The 17,860-nt window shown below is 72.6% G+C and carries 14 protein-coding genes; 6 read left to right on the forward strand and 8 right to left on the reverse strand.

What is annotated here, in order from left to right; translation table 11 throughout:
* Positions 1-17: 17 nt before the first annotated feature.
* A complete protein-coding gene (locus tag CP975_RS09885; RefSeq protein ID WP_055532719.1) occupies positions 18-1,778 on the forward strand; it encodes an NAD+ synthase in 1,761 nt (586 codons plus the stop codon).
* Between the two features lie 834 nt (positions 1,779-2,612).
* On the opposite strand, the gene CP975_RS09890 is transcribed toward CP975_RS09885, so the two are convergent.
* From CP975_RS09890 to CP975_RS09905, 4 genes are all read right to left on the reverse strand, one after another.
* Entirely contained in the window at positions 2,613-3,848 is a 1,236-nt protein-coding gene (locus CP975_RS09890) for an MFS transporter (RefSeq protein WP_150476768.1), read from the reverse strand.
* Between the two features lie 170 nt (positions 3,849-4,018).
* The gene (locus CP975_RS09895; RefSeq protein WP_055529164.1) at positions 4,019-5,047 is read right to left on the reverse strand and encodes an endonuclease/exonuclease/phosphatase family protein; all 1,029 of its coding nucleotides are present in this window, start codon (positions 5,045-5,047) and stop codon (positions 4,019-4,021) included.
* 259 nt (positions 5,048-5,306) lie between these two features.
* The gene (locus tag CP975_RS09900) at positions 5,307-5,906 is read right to left on the reverse strand and encodes a TetR/AcrR family transcriptional regulator (protein ID WP_055529162.1); all 600 of its coding nucleotides are present in this window, start codon (positions 5,904-5,906) and stop codon (positions 5,307-5,309) included.
* Between the two features lie 86 nt (positions 5,907-5,992).
* Positions 5,993-7,588, reverse strand: coding sequence for an MFS transporter (locus CP975_RS09905; RefSeq protein WP_150476769.1), 1,596 nt, complete (start codon positions 7,586-7,588; stop codon positions 5,993-5,995).
* Between the two features lie 184 nt (positions 7,589-7,772).
* Here CP975_RS09905 and panB point away from each other — a divergent pair, with 184 nt between their 5' ends.
* The 3 genes from panB to CP975_RS09920 all read left to right on the forward strand — a co-directional run bounded on the left by panB (position 7,773) and on the right by CP975_RS09920 (position 10,679).
* Positions 7,773-8,654 (forward strand): 3-methyl-2-oxobutanoate hydroxymethyltransferase, encoded by an 882-nt coding sequence (panB, locus tag CP975_RS09910; RefSeq protein WP_055529158.1) that lies wholly within the window; start codon positions 7,773-7,775, stop codon positions 8,652-8,654.
* A gap of 178 nt (positions 8,655-8,832) precedes the next feature.
* The gene (locus CP975_RS09915) at positions 8,833-9,852 is read left to right on the forward strand and encodes an ATP-binding cassette domain-containing protein (RefSeq protein ID WP_055529156.1); all 1,020 of its coding nucleotides are present in this window, start codon (positions 8,833-8,835) and stop codon (positions 9,850-9,852) included.
* Complete coding sequence (locus CP975_RS09920; protein ID WP_055529154.1) at positions 9,849-10,679, forward strand: ABC transporter permease; 831 nt, start codon at positions 9,849-9,851, stop codon at positions 10,677-10,679. The genes CP975_RS09915 and CP975_RS09920 overlap by 4 nt, the downstream gene beginning before the upstream one ends.
* 27 nt (positions 10,680-10,706) lie before the next feature.
* Here the strand turns inward: CP975_RS09920 and CP975_RS09925 are convergent, their stop codons facing one another.
* The gene (locus tag CP975_RS09925) at positions 10,707-14,030 is read right to left on the reverse strand and encodes an AfsR/SARP family transcriptional regulator (RefSeq protein WP_150476770.1); all 3,324 of its coding nucleotides are present in this window, start codon (positions 14,028-14,030) and stop codon (positions 10,707-10,709) included.
* 159 nt (positions 14,031-14,189) lie between these two features.
* On the opposite strand from CP975_RS09925, the gene CP975_RS09930 reads away from it, so the two are divergent.
* Positions 14,190-14,993: a site-2 protease family protein gene (locus CP975_RS09930; RefSeq protein WP_055528094.1), complete on the forward strand. Its 804-nt coding sequence runs from the start codon at positions 14,190-14,192 to the stop codon at positions 14,991-14,993.
* Here the strand turns inward: CP975_RS09930 and CP975_RS09935 are convergent.
* The 3 genes from CP975_RS09935 to CP975_RS09945 are packed head-to-tail and all read right to left on the reverse strand — an operon-like array spanning position 14,983 to position 17,103.
* Positions 14,983-15,258: a hypothetical protein gene (locus tag CP975_RS09935; RefSeq protein WP_246201443.1), complete on the reverse strand. Its 276-nt coding sequence runs from the start codon at positions 15,256-15,258 to the stop codon at positions 14,983-14,985. The genes CP975_RS09930 and CP975_RS09935 overlap by 11 nt on opposite strands.
* Before the next feature lie 13 nt (positions 15,259-15,271).
* Positions 15,272-15,988 carry an NADPH-dependent F420 reductase gene (npdG, locus tag CP975_RS09940; RefSeq protein ID WP_030780520.1) on the reverse strand — a complete coding sequence of 239 codons (717 nt, stop codon included), beginning with the start codon at positions 15,986-15,988 and terminating at the stop codon, positions 15,272-15,274.
* Between the two features lie 20 nt (positions 15,989-16,008).
* Positions 16,009-17,103: a sialidase family protein gene (locus tag CP975_RS09945; protein WP_055528098.1), complete on the reverse strand. Its 1,095-nt coding sequence runs from the start codon at positions 17,101-17,103 to the stop codon at positions 16,009-16,011.
* A 79-nt stretch (positions 17,104-17,182) separates the two neighbouring features.
* On the opposite strand from CP975_RS09945, the gene CP975_RS09950 reads away from it, so the two are divergent.
* A complete protein-coding gene (locus CP975_RS09950) occupies positions 17,183-17,812 on the forward strand; it encodes a hypothetical protein (RefSeq protein ID WP_055528100.1) in 630 nt (209 codons plus the stop codon).
* Positions 17,813-17,860: the final 48 nt, after the last annotated feature.

Below are 17,860 nucleotides of genomic sequence, written 5' to 3' on the forward strand. Positions count from 1 at the left end.
CGATTACACTGGGGCGCGTGCCTCAACTACGTCTCGCCCTGAACCAGATCGACTCGACCGTCGGCGATCTCGCCGGGAACGCCGAGGCGATCGTCCACTGGACCCGGCACTCCGCCGAGCAGGGGGCGCACCTCGTCGCGTTCCCCGAGATGGCGCTGACCGGATACCCCGTCGAGGACCTCGCCCTGCGGTCGTCCTTCGTCCACGCCTCGCGGGACGCGCTGCACGCGCTCGCCGCCCGGCTGAAGGACGAGGGCTTCGGCGAGCTGCCGGTCGTCGTCGGCTACCTCGACCGCACCGAGGAGGCCAAGCCGCGCTTCGGCCAGCCCGCGGGCGCGCCGCGCAACGCCGCCGCCGTGCTGCACGGCGGCGAGGTCGCGCTGACCTTCTCCAAGCACCACCTTCCCAACTACGGCGTCTTCGACGAGTTCCGCTACTTCGTGCCGGGTGAGACCCTGCCGATCGTGCGGGTGCACGGCGTCGACGTCGCCCTCGCCATCTGCGAGGACCTCTGGCAGGACGGCGGCCGCGTCCCGGCGACCCGCAGTGCGGGGGCGGGCATGCTGCTCTCCATCAACGCGTCGCCGTACGAGCAGAACAAGGACGACCAGCGGCTCGAACTGGTCCGCAAGCGCGCCCAGGAAGCCGGCTGCACCACCGCCTACCTCGCGATGATCGGCGGCCAGGACGAGCTGGTCTTCGACGGTGACTCGATCGTCGTCGACAAGGACGGCGAAGTCATCGCGCGCGCCCCGCAGTTCGCGGAGGGCTGTGTCGTCCTGGACCTCGAACTGCCCGCCGCCGCGCCCGTGCCGCCGTCCGGCGTCGTGGACGACGGGCTGCGCATCGAGCACATCACGGTCTCCGAGGAGCCGCTGCCCGCGTACGAGGCGGAGCTTTCCGGTGGGTACGCCGAGCGTCTCGACGACGACGAGGAGGTGTACTCGGCGCTGGTCGTGGGCCTGCGGGCGTACGCCGCCAAGAACGGCTTCAGCAGCGTTCTGATCGGGCTCTCCGGGGGCATCGACTCGGCGCTCACGGCCGCCATCGCCTGCGACGCGCTGGGCGCGCGGAACGTGTATGGGGTCGCCATGCCGTCCCGCTACTCGTCCGAGCACTCCATCAGCGACGCGGAGGAGCTGGCGCGGCGCACCGGGCTCAACTTCCGTACCGTGTCGATCGCCCCGATGTTCGACGCGTACATGGGTTCGCTCGGTCTCACCGGGCTGGCGGAGGAGAACCTCCAGTCGCGGCTGCGCGGCACGATGCTGATGGCGATCTCCAACCAGGAGGGGCACATCGTGCTCGCGCCGGGCAACAAGTCCGAGCTGGCGGTGGGCTACTCCACGCTGTACGGCGACTCGGTCGGCGCCTACGGCCCCATCAAGGACGTCTACAAGACGGCGATCTTCCGGCTCGCGCGGTGGCGCAACCGGGCGGCGCAGGAGCGCGGGCAGACGCCGCCGATCCCGGAGAACTCCATCAGCAAGCCGCCGAGCGCGGAGCTGCGCCCCGACCAGGTCGACACGGACTCGCTCCCCGACTACCCCGTCCTGGACGGGATCCTCGAACTCTACGTGGACCGGGACCAGGGGGCCGACGCGATCGTCGCCGCGGGCTTCGACCGGGAACTGGTCACGAAGACGCTGCGGATGGTGGACACGGCGGAGTACAAGCGGCGGCAGTACCCGCCGGGTACGAAGATCTCCGCGAAGGGGTTCGGGAAGGACCGACGGCTGCCGATCACCAACCGCTGGCGCGAAACCGCCTCCGGCTGAGGCAAACCCCACCCCCTCGCCCCGACCCCGGCTCCCTCCCATCGCCGGGCCCCGGGCTTCCGGCCGCCCCCGCCCCCGCCCCGGCCGACCCGCGACCCGCCTCCGCCGCCGGCCTGCTTCGGCTGTTCTCGGGGGGGGGCTCCGCGGGCCCTGGGGCTCGGCTCCGGTGAGCCAGGGCCCTGGTGCGGCCCCCGGAGCGGACCCTGTGGGCGCGTTCCGTAAGGGCGGATCCTATGAGCGCGGTTGCGGGGGGGGGCGCTAGCGAGCAAATGAGCGCAGCTGCGGCGGGGAAGGCCCCATGGACGCTGGCTCCCGGGGGGCAGACCCTGTGGGCGCAGCCCCGAAGCAAAGCCTGTGGGCGCTGTCGCAGGGGGCGGGCCCTGTGGGCGCTGTCCCAGGGGGCGGGCCCTGTGGGCGCTGTCCCAGGGGGCGGGCCCTGTGCGCGCGGCCCCGGGGGGCGGGCCCTGCACGCGCGGCCCGGAGGGTGGGCCCTAAGCGCCGCTTCGCGGCGATGTCTCCCACCCACCCACCCGTTCACCCCGCGACGATCAACCACCCCCACGGCATCCCCCACCAGTCGCCGATTATCCCGCGCCGCCAACCCGCCGCCCCCATGCCCCCACCCGAAGCGGCGCACCACACGGACACCCCACCCCTACGGTCCCGCCCGATGCGGGCAAACGGGCGGGTGGGTGGGAGACATCCGGCGCGAAGCGGCGGGGCAGGGGATGACGCCGGGCAAACGGGCGGGCGGGTGGGAGAGGGCCGGGGCCGCGCCAGGCTGCCCCAGCGGCGACAAAGGCACCCCGCACCCAAGCCGGCCCCCCGCAAGCCTCACCCCCGCGACGCCTCCCGCGACACCGCAGCCCCCTCCCTTGAGGCCGAGGCCACCACCCGCGCGCCCCCAGGCGTGGACGCCGGCGCCGCCCCGCGGTCGACCAGATACGCCGCCCCGGCCACCGCGAGGCCGAGCACCGCAAGCACCGCCCCGGTCACCGCGGGAGACGTCACCCCGAAGCCGGCCGCCAGGGCGAGGCCCCCGATCCAGGCGCCGCCCGCGTTGGCGAGGTTGAACGCCGCCTGGTTCGCGGAGGAGGCCAGCGACGGAGCCGCCGACGCCTTCTCCATGACCATCAGCTGCAACGGCGACCCCGTGGTGAACGCCGCCATGCCGAGCAGCGTGACCGCGAGCGCCGCGCTCCATCCGGCGCTCATGAGGAGCGGGAAGAGCGCGAGGACGACGGCCAGCGCGGTGAGCCCGCCGAAGAGCGTCCCCCGCAGGGAGTGGTCCGCGAGCCGCCCGCCGAGGAGGTTGCCCGCGGTGGCGCCCACACCGAACAGCGCCAGGAGGAGCGTCACGCTGGACTCGGCGTAGCCCGCCGCGTCCGTCAGCATCGGCGTGATGTAGCTGTACGCCGCGAAGAGCGCGCCGAAGCCCGCGATGGTCGTACCGAGTGCCAGCCACACCGGGACGCTGCCGAGCGCCCGCAGCTCCCCGCGCAGGCCGACCGCGTCGCCATGGCCGTGGTCGGCGGGGACCAGGAGGGCGAGCGCGGCGATGGCGGCGAGCCCGATCGCGCTCACCGCGAGGAACGTGGCGCGCCAGCCCAGTTGCTGTCCCATGGCCGTGGCGACCGGCACGCCGACGATGTTGGCGACGGTCAGGCCGAGGAACATCAGGGAGACCGAGCGGGCCTTGCGCTCGGGGGCGACGAGCCCGGTGGCGACGACCGCGCCGACGCCGAAGAACGCGCCGTGCGGCAGCCCGCTCAGGAAGCGGGCGGCCAGGAGCGAGGTGTTGTCGGGTGCCACGGCGGACAAGGCGTTGCCGACGACGAACAGCATCATCAGGCCGATCAGGACGCGGCGGCGCGGCAGCTTCGCGGTGACGGCGGCGAGCAGCGGGGCGCCGATGACGACGCCGAGCGCGTACGCGGAGACGAGGTGTCCGGCGGTCGGGATGGATATGTGCAGGTCGTCGGCGACGTTGGGCAGCAGGCCCATCATCACGAACTCGGTCGTGCCGATGCCGAAGGCGCCCACGGCGAGGGCGAGCAGGGCCAGGGGCATGAAGAAGTACCTTCCACGGAAGCTGGGGGGCGGGCCGGGCGCCGGGCAAGGCCGGCGGCGGGCCGGGGGGCGAGGGGGAATCCGTAAGTTTACGTACGGAACAAAGTCTCGCGTACCCAGTATTCCGTGAGGTCAAAAACGAGCGACGCGGACGTAACAGGGAGACGTCGTTACGAGGAGAGGTCGACCCTCGCCGCGATCGGCAGATGGTCACTGCTCGTCTCCGGAAGCGTCCAGGACGAGACCGGCTCGACGCCCTTGACCATGATCTGGTCGATCCGGGCCATCGGGAACGACGCGGGCCAGGTGAAGCCGAAGCCGTTGCCCGCCGCGCCCTGCGTGGAGCGCATCTGGGAGGTGACGGCGTTCAGGGCGCGGTCGTTCATCGTGCCGTTGAGGTCGCCGAGCAGGACGACCTTGTCGAGCCGCTCGTCGGCGATGGCCTCGCCGAGCGCGTCGGCGCTGTTGTCGCGCTGGTTGGCGGTGAAGCCCGCGTCGAGCTTGACGCGTACCGACGGCAGGTGCGCGACGTAGACGGCGACGTCGCCCTTGGGGGTGTTGACCGTGGTGCGCATCGCGCGGGTCCAGCCCAGCTTGATGTCGACGGGCCTGGTACCGGAGAGCGGGTACTTGCTCCACAGGCCGACGGTGCCCTCCACCGAGTGGTACTTGTACAGGCCCGACAGCGCCTTCTCGTACGTGGGCACGGCGTCCGCGGTGAGTTCTTCCAGGGCGATGACGTCGGCACCGGACGAGGCGACGTCCCGGGCGGTGCCGGTCGGGTCGGTGTTGTCGGCGTTGACGTTGTGCGTGGCGACGGTGAGGTCGCCGCCCGTGCCCGACTTGTCGCTGATCAGGCCACCGAACGAGTTGAGCCAGATGATCGCGGGGAGGAGCAGGGCGATCAGCGCGGTGGCGGACTTGCGGACCACGGCGATGACGAGCAGCACCGGGACGAGGAGGCCGAGCCACGGCAGGAACGTCTCGGTCAGGCTGCCGAGGTTGCCGACGTTGTTCGGGATCTGCGCGTGGAAGAGCATCACCAGGGCGATGAGGACCGCGGCCCCCGCGGTGACCAGCCCGCGCCGCCAGATGGCCGGATCGCCGCGCCAGCCGTCCAGCAGGCGTCGGAACCGGGACCCCGGACGCTCGGGTCCCGAGCCGCCGCTGCCCGTTTCCGTCATATACGCCTGCGCCATGCCTTCGTCGCCTCACTGCTGCCGTACACACCGTCGGTCCGCCCTGGAAACCCTAGGCGATGATCGGTGTCGTCCCTGCCGTCCACGACGGCCGTACAGGCACCAGGACGATCGGGGCGGCGCGGCAGGTTCCTGAACAGGGCTCGGGAGCCGTGGCTGTGACGAAACGCGCATACTCGCGCGGGGCGCGGGCCGCGTCAGGGCACCGGCCGCGCCCTCCGGCCCGCTCAGGGCACCGGCCGCGGCCCTTTCGGCAGGTTCAGGAGGCCGGCCGCAGCCCCTCCAGCACGGTGTCGACGATCCGTTCGGCGAGGTCGTCGTCGAGCCGCGCGTGGGGCCGCATGATCGTGCGGACCAGCATCGGGCCGACGAGCAGGTCGTTGGCCATCTCGATGTCGACGTCCGCGCGCAGCTCGCCGCCCGCGACGCCCCGCCGCAGCACCTCGCAGGTGAGGCGGCGGCGGGGCTCGACGACGGTGGCGTGGTACGCCTCCCACAGCTTGGGCAGCGCCTTCATCTGCGCGAAGACGTTGTGCAGCAGGGCCGAGGAACGCATGTTCAGACCGCGTCTGCGCAGCCCCTCCAGGAGGCAGACGAGGTCGTCGCGCATCGAGGTGCCCGGCAGTTCGGGGTCGGCCTCCTCGAAGACGCGCAGGACGTCGACGAAGAGGGCTTCCTTGCCGTCCCAGCGCCGGTAGATGGTGGCCTTGCCGACGCCCGCGGTCCTGGCGATCCGCTCGATGGACAGGTCGGCGAGTGGCACGCCGTCCTCCAGGAGCCGCACCACGCCCTCGATGATGGCCTGCTCCACGGCCTCGCTCCGGGGTCGCCCCCGGCCGCCCTTGGCGGTGTGGACCACGTCTTCTCCGCTCTCTCCGCGTCTGCTGCCGGGCCGATTCTCCCCCAGCGGCCGCCCCGCTCCCCCGCGGTGCCCGTACCGGGCCCTCAGTGCCGGGCCGTGCCCACCGGTTCGGCCTCCTTCTCCTGGGTGCCGGTCTCCGGCGGCGTGCGCCCCGGCAGGAACAGGAAGACGACCAGCGAGCCGATCACGGCGACGCCCGCGCCCCACAGGGCCGTGACGTGCATGGCGTGCAGGAACGAGTCGTTGGCCGCGGTCACCAGGGGCTCGCCGCGGGGTCCGAGCTTCGCCGCGGCGCCCAGGGTCGCCTCGATGGACTCCCCCGCGGTGTGCCGGGCCCCCTCGGGGAGCAGCGTCAGCTTGTCCTCGACGCCGGTGCGGTACGCCGTCGACAGCACCGAGCCGAGGACCGCGATGCCGAGCGCGCCGCCGACCTGCCGGAAGGTGTTGCTGAGCGCGGAGGCGGAGCCGGCCTTCTCGCGCGGCAGGGCCTGCATGATCACGACGCTGGTGGGCGTCATGATGTGCGCCATACCGGTGCCCATCAGGAAGAAGATGACCTCCAGGATCCAGATCGGCGTATCGGCGTCGAGGGTCGTGAAGGACGCCAGCGTCGCCATCACCAGGAGCAGGCCGCCGGTGCACACGGCCCGTACGCCGAAGCGGTCGACGACCAGCCGGGCGCGCGGCGCGAAGATGAGCTGCGCCGCGGCCAGCGGCAGCATCAGCAGGCCGGTCTGCAAGGGCGAGTAGCCCCGCACGCTCTGGGTGTAGAACACCGAGAAGAAGGTCACGCCCATCAGCGCGAAGAAGACGAGCGCGATGGCGCTGATCGCCGCCGAGAAGACGCGGTTCTTGAAGTACGAGATGTCGACGGACGGGTGGTCGCAGCGCTTCTCGTACAGCACGAACGCGACGAGGACGGCGAGGCCCGCGAGGACGGTGCCGAGGACGGCGGGATCGGTGAAGTCGGCGAGCTGGCCGCCCTTGATGATGCCGTAGACGAGCAGGACGAGGCCGACGACGGACAGCACGACGCCGACGAGGTCGATGCGCCCGGGCCTGGGGTCGCGCGAGTCGGGCACGAGCCAGATCATCAGGGCGACCGCGATGATCACTATCGGTACGTTGATGAGGAAGACCGAGCCCCACCAGAAGTGGTCGAGGAGCACACCGCCGGTGATCGGGCCGATGGCGATGGCGAGGCCGACGCCGCCCGCCCAGATGCCGATGGCCTTGGGCTGCTCCTCGCGTTCGAAGACGTTCATCAGGACGGCGAGCGTGGCGGGCATCACGAAGGCCGCGCCGAGGCCCATCACCGCGCGGAACACGATGAGCTGGACGGGCGAGCCGGACTGCGCGGCGAGCGCCGACCCGATGCCGAAGACGACGAGCCCCGCGATCAGGACCTTCTTGCGGCCGAGCCGGTCGCCGAGCAGGCCCGCGGTGAAGAGCAGGCCCGCGAAGACGAGGGTGTAGGAGTTGATCGCCCACTCCAACTCGCCCTGGGTCGCGCCGAGTCCGGTCGGTTCCGGGGTGGAGATCGTCTTGATGGCGACGTTCAGGATCGAATTGTCGAGTACGACGATCAGCAGGCTCAGCATCAGGACGCCGAGGATCGCCCAGCGGCGCCGGTGCACGGCTTCCGGTATGCGGGGTGGGGTGGGTATGGCGGTTGACATGCGGACCAGCGTAGGGCCTTTTCAATACGGGACCGTCTCGTATTGAAAAGACTTTACCGAAGCCGGGCCCCTCCGGACGGATTACCCGTGGACGCACTAGCCCCGAGGCGGCACGTGGTGCCACCATGGAGGTGATCCGGGGACGCCGTCAGGGCGCCTCGAGATGACAGAAGGAGCCGTTGCGATGACGCAGCTCTCGGCTGCCCAGAAGAGCGCCGACGCCCCGCGAAGCCCCGACAGCAGCAAGGCGCTGTACGGCGGCAAGGGCACGCGACGCATCACCGTGCGTGACATCACCGCCGCCAAGGAGCGCGGCGAGAAGTGGCCGATGCTCACCGCCTACGACGCGATGACCGCGTCCGTCTTCGACGAGGCGGGCATTCCCGTCATGCTCGTCGGCGACTCGGCGGGCAATTGCCACCTCGGGTACGAGACGACCGTGCCCGTCACCCTCGACGAGATGACCATGCTGTCCGCCGCGGTCGTGCGGGGCACCAGCCGCGCCCTGATCGTCGGCGACCTGCCGTTCGGCTCCTACCAGGAAGGGCCCGTGCAGGCACTGCGCTCGGCGACCCGCCTGGTGAAGGAGGCGGGCGTCGGCGCGGTCAAGCTGGAGGGCGGCGAACGCTCGCTCGCCCAGACCGAACTGCTCGTCCAGTCCGGCATCCCCGTCATGTCCCACCTCGGCCTGACCCCGCAGTCCGTGAACACCATGGGCTACCGCGTCCAGGGCCGCGGCGAGGAAGCGGCCCACCGGCTGCTGAACGACGCCAAGGCGGCGCAGGACGCGGGCGCGTTCGCGGTGGTCCTCGAGCTGGTCCCCGCGGATCTGGCCGCCGAGGTCACCCGCTCCCTGCACATCCCGACCGTCGGGATCGGCGCGGGCGCCGAGTGCGACGCGCAGGTCCTCGTCTGGACGGACATGCTGGGCCTCACGGGCGGCAAGATGCCCCGCTTCGTCAAGCAGTACGCGGACCTGCGGGGCGTGATGGCCGGCGCGGCCAAGGCGTTCGCGCAGGACGTGGTGGGCGGGGCGTTCCCCGCGGAGGAGCACTCCGTTCGGTAGGCCTCACCCGGCGTATTCCGGTAGGCCTCACCCGGCGTATGAACCATCGCGGCACCATGGCAGCCCGTCGACCGTCCCCCGTCGGCGGGCTGCTTCTTCTCGCCCCGCCCAGGGCGGGGCGACCGCCCTGTCGGTGGGATGTCGGCGCTTTGTCGGTGCCACCTGACACCTTGTACCCATGACGCGAATCAACAAGAACCCCGACGGCGCAGGGAGCGCGGTCACCGTAAGGGGACTGGTCAAGCACTACGGCGAGACCAAGGCACTGGACGGCGTGGACCTGGACGTACGCGAAGGCACCGTCCTCGGCGTGCTCGGGCCCAACGGCGCCGGCAAGACCACCCTCGTACGCTGCCTGTCCACCCTCGTCACCCCGGACGCGGGCTCGGCCCTCGTCGCCGGGTACGACGTGGTCCGCCAGCCCCGCCAGCTCCGCCGCGTGATCGGCCTCACCGGCCAGTACGCCGCGGTGGACGAGAAGCTCTCGGGCCGCGAGAACCTGTACATGATCGGCCGCCTGCTCGACCTGACCCGCAAGGAGGCCAGGTCCCGGGCGGACGGCCTGCTGGAGCGGTTCTCCCTCACCGAGGCGGCCGCCCGCCCGGCGAAGACGTACTCCGGTGGCATGCGCCGCCGCCTCGACCTGGCGGCGTCGATGATCGGCAGCCCGGCCGTCCTCTATCTGGACGAGCCGACGACGGGCCTCGACCCCCGCACCCGTAACGAGGTGTGGGCCGAGGTCAAGCGGATGGTCGGCGACGGCGTCACCGTGCTGCTCACCACCCAGTACATGGAGGAGGCCGAGCAGCTGGCCTCCGAGCTGACCGTCATCGACCGCGGCAAGGTCATCGCGAGCGGCGGCATCGACGAGCTGAAGGCGAAGGTCGGCGGCCGCACGCTGCGGGTCCGCCCGGCCGACCCGCTGGAGCTGCGCCCGCTGGCGAACGCCCTGGACGACCTGGGCCTCACCGGCCTCGCCACCTCGACGGTGGACGTCGAGACGGGCGCGGTCCTGGTGCCGATCCTCAGCGACGAACAGCTGACGGCCGTGGTCGGCGCGGTCACCGCACGGGGCATAACGATCGGCTCCATAGCCACCGAACTGCCCAGCCTGGACGAGGTGTTCCTCTCCATCACCGGCCAGAAGGCCAGCGCCCCGCAGGACGCCCGCCCCGAACTCGAGGAGGTTGCCGTATGAGCACCACCACTCTCACGCCGCCCCTCGCCAAGGGGCAGACGGACGACGCCCGCATCAGCCTGCGCGGCCATGTGCGGCACACCAGTGCGCTGGTCCGCCGCAATCTGCTGTGGATCCGCCAGGACCCGGAGTCGATGTTCGACGCGGTCCTGATGCCGATCGTGTTCACGCTCCTGTTCGTGTACGTCTTCGGCGGCTCGATCGGGCAGGCGCTCGGCGGCGGTCAGGATCAGTACGTGCAGTACGTGGTGCCGGGCATGATGGCGATGATGAGCATGAACATCGCCATGGCTGTCGGCACCGGCTTCAACCAGGACTTCCAGAACGGCATCATGGACCGCTTCCGGACCCTGCCGATCGGCCAGGGCTCGGTGCTCTTCGCCAAGGTCGTGGTGGAGCTGATGCGGCTCCTCATCGCGACGACGATCATGATGGTCGTCGGTGTGCTGGTGGGCTTCGACATCACGAACTGGCTCGGTCTGTTCGCCGCCGTCGGTCTCTCCGCGCTCTTCGGCACCTCCATCATGTGGATCTTCCTGGTCCTCGGCGTCTCGATGAAGAGCGCCCAGTCCGTGCAGGCGATGGGCTTCCTGGTCCTGATGCCGCTCCAGTTCGGCTCGTCGATCTTCGCGCCGACGAAGTCCATGCCGGGCTGGCTCCAGGGCTTCACCGACTACAACCCGCTCTCCTCGCTCGCGGACTCCGCGCGCGGCCTGATGGTCGGCGGCCCCGTCGCGCACGACGTGTGGGTGACGGTCGGCTGGTCGGCGCTGATCACCCTGGTGATGGCACCGATCGCGATCCACAAGTTCCGCACCAAGAGCTGACCAGCGGATTCCTACGGCGCACGGGGTTCATACGGTGCACAGGGCGGCGGCCTCGTCGAGGGTGAGGCCGCCGCCCTCGGCGTACGCGCCCTCGTACGCCTCGGCGCCGAGCGCGGCACGGGCGAGCCGGGCGGCCCCCTCGGAGATGTCCCGTTCCGTCGCGTTCGGGAAGTGGCCCGCCGGCTGCTCCCGGTCGGCCACCGCGAGCAGCCGGGCGGCGTCCCCCGCGCGGCTGCCGCCGTCGAGTTCCGCCAGCGCGCGGGCCGCGATCCGCAGCTGTACGGCGACGCCCTGGGGCGCGATCATCCGCGACAGCGGGGCACGGGCCTCCTCGATGGCGGCGCGGGCCACGGTGACGCCCTGCGCGTACCGGCCGCCCAGGGTGTCGAGCCAGGCCTGGAGGCCCAGTACGAAGCTGTCGAAGACCGTGTAGCCCACCACGGTGAACTCCTCGCGCAGCCGCCGGATGTGCTCGTGCCCCTCGTCGACGCGGCCGGTGCGGCCGAGCACGCCGACGAGGAAGAGCCGGGCGGCGGGCACGGCCTCCCCCGTGTGCGCGCGGCCGCTGTTCGCCAGGACGTCGCGGAGAATCGTCTCTCCCCGCTCGAAGGTGTCCGGCGACTCCGTGAGGACCGAGCCGAGGCGGGCCTTGAGCACGGCCGCCTGGCTCTGGGCGCCGAGCTGTTCGGCGTAGGTGATGGCGGCCTCGAAGTCCTCGGCCGCGAGGGAGAACTCCCCGCGCCGCTCGCGTGACTCGCCGCGCGCGGCGAGCGCCTCCGCGATGCCCCAGGCGTCCCCGATCCTTTCGAAGCCCCGCAGCGCCTCGTCGGCGTCCTCGCGTGCCTCGCCCGCCCAGTCGGTGTGGTTGATGAGGATGTTGGCGCGCAGTTGCAGGGCGGAGGCCAGTTCCCAGGCGTAGCCGAGTTCGCGGCAGGTGTCGACGGTCCCGTCGAGGGTGGCGCGCAGCAGCTCCGCGTCGCCGCCGAGCATCACGGCGAAGAACCAGAGGCTGCCCGGTGTGCGGCAGGTCTGCGGCAGGCCGGGGCGGTAGGCGGCCCGGATGCCCCGCAGCCGCTCCTCGGCCTCCTCGGTGCGCCACGCGTCCATGTCCATGTCCATGCAGGCGAGGTCGAGCAGGCGCACCCCGCGGCGAGCCTCAGCGAGGACCTCGGGCCGCATCGGCGGGGGCTCGGCCGTGCACGGCTCGTACAGCGGGGGTGCGGGGGTGACGGGCGGGGCGAAGGGGTCGGGGCCGAGGCTCATGACGTCGCGGGCCCAGTTGCGGGTCTCCAGGCGCAGGCCGCGGATCTCCCAGAACCAGCACAGGGACAGGACCAGGCAGAGCGCTTCCTGCTCGTCGCGCGCGGCCACGGCGTGCCGCAGGGCGGTGCGCAGGTTCTCGTACTCGACTTCGAGGCGCTCGACGGCGGCGAGCTGGCCGCGCCCGCGCAGTTCGGGGTCGGTGGTCCTCGCGACCTCGCGGTAGTGCACGAGGTGCACGCGCTCGGCGCCGGCCCGGTCACCCGCCTCGTCGAGGCGTTCGCCCGCGTACTCGGCGACGGTTTCGAGCAGCCGGTAGCGCATGCCCGCCCCGGCCACGGGTGAGGGGGCGGCGACGACGAGGGACTTGTCGACGAGTGAGCCGAGCACGTCGGCGACGTCGTACGAACTGTCCTCGCCCGCGCAGACCGCTTCCGCCGCCGCGAGGTCGCAGCCGCCCGCGAAGACGGAGAGCCGCCGCAGGACGGCGCGTTCGGGTTCGTCGAGCAGGTCCCAGGACCAGTCGACGACGGCCCGCAGGGTCTGCTGGCGGGGCAGTACCGTGCGGGCGCCGCTGGTGAGCAGCCGGAAGCGGTCGTCCAGGCGGTCGGCTATCTGGCGCGGGGTGAGCATCCGCAGGCGGGCCGCGGCCAGTTCGATGGCGAGCGGCAGGCCGTCGAGGCGCCGGCAGATCTCGGCCGCGGCGGCGGGGTCGTCCTCGACGGTGAAGCCCGCTCTCGCGGCGGCCCCGCGTTCGGCGAGCAGGCGCACCGCGACCGGCTCCGGCAGCGGCTCGACGGGGCGCGTCAACTCGCCCGGTATGCCGAGGGGTTCACGGCTGGTGGCGAGGACGGCGAGGCCGGGGCAGCGGGCGAGGAGTTCGTCGGCGAGGCGGGCCGCGGCCGCCACGACGTGCTCGCAGTTGTCGAGGATGACCAGCATGCGGCGCCCGGCGCAGTGCTCGACGAGACGGAGGACGGGGTCCTCGCCGTGCCGCTCCGACATGACGCGCATCTCTTCGGCGCCGGCGCCGCGCAGCACGGTCTCGCGGGCGCCGAGCGCCGTGAGTACGGCCTCGGGCACGTCGTCGGGGTCCTCCACGGGGGCGAGTTCGGCCAGCCACACTCCGTCCGCGAAGCCCGTGCCGACGCTCTCGGCGGCCTCCTGCGAGAGGCGTGTCTTGCCGGCGCCGCCGGGTCCGAGCAGCGTGACGAGCCGGGCCCGCGCGAGGTCGCCCCGCAGGGCCTCGATGTCGGCCTCGCGTCCGACGAAGGAGGTGAGGCGGGCGCGGAGGTTGCCGGGCACGCGCGGCGCGGGTCGGGCCGGCGGCGCCACGGGTCCGGCCGGTGGCGGTACCGGCTCGGCCGGTGGTGGCACGCGCAGCAACTCCTCGTGCAGGGCGCGAAGTTCGGCCCCCGGGTCGACCCCGAGCCGGTCCGCGATCCCGCGTCGTACGCCTTCGTAGGCGGCGAGTGCCTCCGCCGGGCGGCCGGCGTCCCGCAACGCGCGCAGGCGCAGGGCCTGGAGCGGTTCGTCGAGGGGGTGGGTGCCGCAGAGCGCGGTGAGTTCGGGCAGGGCCTGTTCCGCCTGGCCGAGGGCGAGGGCCGCGGTGAGCCTGGCGCGGCGGGCGTCGTGGCGGCGGGCCTGCCAGCGGGCGGCGTCCGCGGTGCGGCCCGGCAGGTCGGCGAGGGCTTCGCCGCGCCACAGGGCGAGCGCGTCGTCGAGCAGGGCGGCCGCCTTGGCCGGGTCGCCGTCGGCGAGGACGCGGCCGCCCTCGCCGGTCAGCCGGTCGAAGCGGAACAGGTCCACGTCGTCGGGGCTCGCGTCCAGCCGGTAGCCGCCGTCCGCCGAGACGACGGCGTCCGCGCCGAGGGCTCTGCGGAGCCGGCCGACCAGGGCCTGGAGGGCACCGGCGGCGTCGGCGGGCGGTTCGGCGCCCCATACGTCGTCGACCAGGGCGGGTACGGGTACCGCGCGTCCCGCGCGGAGGGCGAGTGCCGCCAGCAGGGCGCGCAGGCGCGCGCCGCCCACCGGGACGGGGGTTCCGTCGGGGCGGGCGGCCCGGGTCGGGCCAAGGACGCGGTAACGCACCGGCCCATTGTCCCTGCTTGTGCCGCGGACGCCGCGCCGCGTTCACGGCGCCGCTCCCCGAACCACCCCAAAACCGGCGGGCCCACGTCGGACGTTTCCGGCATACGACCGCTACGGTCTGGGCACGTTCCCCGTACGAGACCCCAGGAGCCCCGCCCCATGACCACCGCGCAACTCCGCAGCAGCGACCGGCGGATCAGTCCCGTCTTCCTCGGGATCGCCGCCGTCACGGCGGTATCCGGCTGGGCCACCTGGACCGGCTTCGCGAGCTTCCCCGGGCTCGCCGTGTTCCTGTTCGTGACGGCCGCCTGGATCGTCTCGCTCTGCCTGCACGAGTACGCGCACGCGCGCACGGCCCTGCACGGCGGCGACATCTCGATCGGCGCGAAGGGCTACTTGACGCTGAACCCGCTCAAGTACACGCACGCACTGCTCAGCGTCGTGCTGCCCGTGCTGTTCGTGATCATGGGCGGGATCGGCCTGCCGGGCGGCGCGGTCTTCATCGAGCGGGGCCGGATCCGGGGCCGCTGGCGGCACAGCCTGATCTCGGCGGCGGGCCCACTGACGAACGCGCTGTTCGCGGTGGTCTGCACGGCGCCGTTCTGGCTGGACGCCCTCGACGGCGTGCCGGACGCGTTCCGCTACGCGCTCGCGTTCCTCGCCCTGCTCCAGGTGACGGCGGCGATCCTGAACTTTTTGCCGATCCCGGGCCTGGACGGCTACGGCGTGATCGAGCCCTGGCTGTCGCACGGGATCCGCCGCCAGGTGGAGCCGTTCGCGCCGTTCGGGCTGCTCGCGGTCTTCGCCGTGCTCTGGATCCCGGAGGTCAACCACACGTTCTTCGACGCGGTCGACGCGGTCCTGCGCGGTCTCGGCGTCAACGACTGGGACACCTACTGGGGCCAGGAGCTGTACCGCTTCTGGGAGGGCACGCAGGACGTCCCGCGGCCGGTCAGTCCGTAGATCCGGCGGCGTGGGCCGCGTCCCGCCGGAGCTTCGCGCGCCGCAGGTAGAACCACGCCATGTTCGACGAGAGGCCCGCGAGCAGCACCCATACGACGCCGAGCCAGCTGCCCTGCGTGAAGGAGAGCACGGCGGCGACGACGGCGAGCGCGCAGACCACGAGGGCGTACAGAGCGAGGCGGGGCATGGGGGTCGGCTCCTGTCGGGATGAAGCGGGTGATGCGTCGGCGACGCGTCGGTGACGTGCCCGTCCAGTGTCCCCCATGCCCGCCCGCGCCCTACACGTCGGTGACCCGCAGCCCCGCGTGCGCCTTGTAGCGGCGGTTGACGGAGATCAGGTTGGCGACCAGGGACTCGACCTGGTGGGCGTTGCGCAGGCGTCCGGCGAAGACGCCGCGCATGCCGGGGACGCGGGCGGCGAGCGCCTGCACCACGTCCGTGTCGGCGCGGCTCTCGCCGAGGACCATGACGTCGGTGTCGATCTCCTCGATGGCGGGGTCCTGGAGCAGCACGGCCGACAGGTGGTGGAAGGCGGCGGTGACGCGGGAGTCCGGCAGGAGGGCGGCGGCCTGCTCGGCGGCGCTGCCCTCCTCGGGCTTGAGGGCGTAGGCGCCCTTCTTGTCGAAGCCGAGCGGGTTGACGCAGTCGATGACGAGCTTGCCGCTCAGTTCCTCGCGCAGGGCTTCGAGGGTCTTGCCGTGGCCGTCCCACGGCACGGCGACGATCACGATGTCGCTGCGCCGCGCGCACTCCGCGTTCTCGGCGCCCTCGACGCCGAGGCCAAGATCGTCGGCGGCGGCCCGCGCCCGCTCGGCCGCGCGGGAGCCGATGATCACCTTCTGGCCCGCGCGGGCGAGGCGGTAGGCGAGGCCGCGTCCCTGGTCGCCGGTGCCGCCGAGGACGCCGACGACGAGCCCGGACACGTCGGGCAGCTCCCAGGGGTCCTTGGCCGGGGCCTTGGCGGGGGCGTTCTGCGCACTGTCTGTAGAGGTCATGGGCTGACCCTACTCACCGGTCACAGGCGGTCAGGTGAGTTCACCAGTTCGGACACCGGGATCCGCCGGAACGTGATCGTCTCGTACGCGCTGAAGTCCCCCGTCTCGTAGAGCAGCCCGACGCACCGCTCGTCGAGGCGTACGAGATCGGAGTAGGCCGCCGGGAGGCCGTCGACGGTGTGGGCGGCCTCCCAGGTGGTGCCGCCGTCGGTGGAGCGGCGCACGGTCATCAGGGCGCGGAATCCGGGGTCGGCGGGACCGGAGAAGAGGAGCACGTCGGGGTCGCGCAGCTGGAGGACGCTGCCCTCGACGACGGGGCCGGTGAGGGACGCCTGCGGGCGGAAGGGTTTGACGAGGCTGCGGCCGCCGTCGCGGGAGTGGGCGTCGGCGCGGTTGCCGGGGGCCGGGGAGTCGTTGCGGGTGTTGAAGTACAGGCGGCCGTCGGGGAGTTCGGCGGCGGTGGTCTCGTTGACGTTGATGTAGCCGTTGGTGTTGTCGTCGATGTAGCCGATGCGCCAGGTGGCGCCGGAGTCGTCGCTGAGCAGGCAGTGACCGCCGTTGTACTTGCCCTCGGTGCCGTTGTCCGTGCCGGTCGGGGGCAGGGAGTGGTTGGCGGGGACGACGACGCGGCCGCCGGTCAGCTGGATGGCGTGTCCGGGCGTGGTCGCGTACCAGCGCCAGCTCGCCCTCTTCACCTGGGCGGTGATCTCGCGCGGGGCGGACCAGGTGAGGCCGTCGTCGTCGCTGTGCTGCACCCAGACGCGCCGTCCGGCGGCCGCGGAGACCTTGCCGCGGCGGATGGCGTCCTCGGTGGCCGCGGCGGCGTTCCTGACGTGGACGAGCAGGATGCGGCCGGTGGCCAGGACGACGGGGGCGGGGTTGCCCGCGAGGTCGGCGCCGTTCTTGCCGACGGCCTGGAGGGGGCCCCAGGTGCGGCCGCCGTCGGCGGAGCGCTTGAGGACGATGTCGATGTTGCCGAAGTCCTCCGAGGAGCCGACACGGCCCTCGCAGAACGCGAGGACGGTGCCGGAGGTGGTGGTGACGACCGCCGGTATGCGGAAGCTCGCGTATCCCTCGCGGCCGGCGCGGAAGGGAACAGACGTCTCATAAGTCATCCACCGCTTTTCCCCACCCCGGGGGAATTCCCGGTGAACTCCGGGTCACGACTGGCCCGTTCGGGCAGGATGCGACGCCATGGACGCCGTACGGGTCGCGCTGCTGCGCGAGGTGCTCGCGGGGACGGAGTGGCTCGGCGCCACGCGCCGCTTCGCGGGGACGCTGCGCTCGTCCGTGGTGCCGCACGGCGGCGGGCTGCTCCTGGTGGGCACGCGGGCGTACGAACCCTGGCACCTGGCCGCGCACCTGGTGGACGAGGCGGCCTGGTCGGGCACGCCCGAGCTGACGCCGACGCTCGTACGCCACCGGGTGCTCGGCTCGGATCCCGCGCATCTGTCGGCCGGGCTCGGCCGGATCGAGGCCGCGCGGCGCGGCGAGACGCTGCTGGTCGTGGCGCCGGACGCACCGGACGCGGAGTTGCTCACACGTGTGCACGACGCGCGGCGGGCGGGGGCGACCGTGCTCGCGCTCGGCTCCGGGGACCGGGACCTGAGCGCCCTGGCGCACGAGGCGCTGGCCGTCCCCGGGGCAGCGGGCGGGCCGGAGGGTTCCACGGGCGCCGATCTCGACCTGGACACCGTGCAGCACTTGGTGAGCGCGGCGGCCGGGGAGAACGCACTGCCGGTGGCGCGGGGCCGCCGGCGCTTCCGCGACCGCCTCTCGCGCCTCGCCGACCAGTTGACGTCGCCGCCGCCGACGCGGTGGTGAGCGCGGGCGGTTCCGTCGTCCGGTAAATCGGTTGCCCGGGGCGCCGCT

The organism is Streptomyces alboniger (genome assembly GCF_008704395.1).
GTDB classification, from domain to species: Bacteria; Actinomycetota; Actinomycetes; order Streptomycetales; family Streptomycetaceae; genus Streptomyces; species Streptomyces alboniger.

Excerpts from the sequence above, each read along its gene's own strand:
- panB (WP_055529158.1), top strand. The coding sequence starts at position 7,773 with ATGACGCAGCTCTCGGCTGCCCAGAAGAGCGCCGACGCCCCGCGAAGC.
- CP975_RS09895 (WP_055529164.1), bottom strand. The coding sequence starts at position 5,047 with ATGGCGCAGGCGTATATGACGGAAACGGGCAGCGGCGGCTCGGGACCC.
- CP975_RS09945 (WP_055528098.1), bottom strand. The coding sequence starts at position 17,103 with ATGACTTATGAGACGTCTGTTCCCTTCCGCGCCGGCCGCGAGGGATAC.
- CP975_RS09950 (WP_055528100.1), top strand. The coding sequence starts at position 17,183 with ATGGACGCCGTACGGGTCGCGCTGCTGCGCGAGGTGCTCGCGGGGACG.
- npdG (WP_030780520.1), bottom strand. The coding sequence starts at position 15,988 with ATGACCTCTACAGACAGTGCGCAGAACGCCCCCGCCAAGGCCCCGGCC.
- CP975_RS09890 (WP_150476768.1), bottom strand. The coding sequence starts at position 3,848 with ATGCCCCTGGCCCTGCTCGCCCTCGCCGTGGGCGCCTTCGGCATCGGC.
- CP975_RS09930 (WP_055528094.1), top strand. The coding sequence starts at position 14,190 with ATGACCACCGCGCAACTCCGCAGCAGCGACCGGCGGATCAGTCCCGTC.
- CP975_RS09905 (WP_150476769.1), bottom strand. The coding sequence starts at position 7,588 with ATGTCAACCGCCATACCCACCCCACCCCGCATACCGGAAGCCGTGCAC.
- CP975_RS09920 (WP_055529154.1), top strand. The coding sequence starts at position 9,849 with ATGAGCACCACCACTCTCACGCCGCCCCTCGCCAAGGGGCAGACGGAC.
- CP975_RS09915 (WP_055529156.1), top strand. The coding sequence starts at position 8,833 with ATGACGCGAATCAACAAGAACCCCGACGGCGCAGGGAGCGCGGTCACC.
- CP975_RS09935 (WP_246201443.1), bottom strand. The coding sequence starts at position 15,258 with ATGGGGGACACTGGACGGGCACGTCACCGACGCGTCGCCGACGCATCA.